The 1260-nt window shown below is 60.6% G+C and carries 1 protein-coding gene and 1 pseudogene; both read right to left on the reverse strand.

The features are described from left to right. Positions 1–257, reverse strand: a pseudogene (locus tag EN925_RS36435) (sugar ABC transporter permease); the annotation flags it as partial. A 1-nt stretch (position 258) separates the two neighbouring features. Beyond that, the coding region (locus tag EN925_RS36440; protein WP_128337396.1) for an extracellular solute-binding protein at positions 259–1260 on the reverse strand (1002 nt) is incomplete at its 5' end.

Here is a 1260-nt window from a genome sequence, read left to right on the forward strand (position 1 = left end):
ATGATGTTGTGCTTCAGCGCATTCCAGGTCCAGTCGCTGTAAGGCTGTTCAAACAGCACCTTGCGGAAGTTTTCGAAGCCGATGAATCCGGTCGGCTGCAAGCCGTTGAACTCATAGAAGGCAAGGCGGAAGGCTGAGAGCAGCGGCCAGAGCACGAACAGCACCATGACCACCAGGGCCGGTGTCAGCAGGGACGCGATCCAGAGTGACCGGCGCCACGGAAAGGCTTTTGTGGTGTGGCGCCGGCCGCTGTTCATGTCACTTGCCCTGGAAAGGCTTGTACCATTTGGCGAGGCCGTTGGTCAGGTCGGCGGCCAGCTGGTCCGGGGTGATCGAACCCGACATCATCTTGGTGATGTCGCCCTGCAGCAGCTCCGATCCCGTCGGTTTCTCGAAACGGAAGTAGACGACATTGATATGCGGCATGGCGGTTTCGTTCAACTTGGCGACATGGGCGAGAAGCTCGTCCTTGATGACGACGCCCTTGATCGGCGAGATGTTGCCGAGCAGAGCGGAGAACTTGTCGCCGAACTCCTTTGTGCCCATCCAGTTGACCAGCCTGAGCGCGGCCTCCTTGTTGGCCGACTTGGCGTTGACCGCATAGCCGCCGTCGAAAAACTTGGTCACCTGCGGCGTATCGCCGGCCTTGGCCATGGGCGGGGCGACGAAGTCCATGTTGATGGCCGGGTTCTGGGTGCGGTAGCTGGCGATGTCGAAGCTGCCGCCGGCAAGCATCGCCGCTTTGCCGCTGATGAACAGCTGGCCGGCGGTGTCATAGTCGATACCTTCGAAGCCGGGCGGCATGTAGTCGCGCAATTCGAGCAGCTTGCCGAGTGCGGCGACATAGCGCGGGTCCTTGAAGGTGGTCTTGCCCGACGTCAGGTCGCTGACAAAATCCTGGCCGAGGAACGGGTTGGTGAAGATGGCGACGAACATCTCGTTGAACCAGCTTGTGCCCATGCCGTTGGCGAGGGGATAAATACCCTTGTCCTTCAGCGCCTTGCTGACGGTTATGAACTCATCCCATGTGGTCGGCGGGGTCAACCCGGTCTTGGCGAAGACGTCCTTGTTGATGAACAGGCCGAGCGTCTGCGAGGCGAAGGGCAGGGAATAAACCTTCTTGTCGGCGCGGTAGGTGCCGGCCACCAGCGCATCGGCGGGCTGGTTAGCGAGTGAAGGCACCGTGGTCAGATCCTGCGGCTCGAAATAGCCGGCCTTCACGAACTGCTCGAGCCAGCCATAGGCGTGGGGGTGGATGAA

The sequence above is a fragment of the Mesorhizobium sp. M7A.F.Ca.US.006.04.2.1 genome, from assembly GCF_004022915.1.
GTDB classification, from domain to species: domain Bacteria; phylum Pseudomonadota; class Alphaproteobacteria; order Rhizobiales; family Rhizobiaceae; genus Mesorhizobium; species Mesorhizobium ciceri.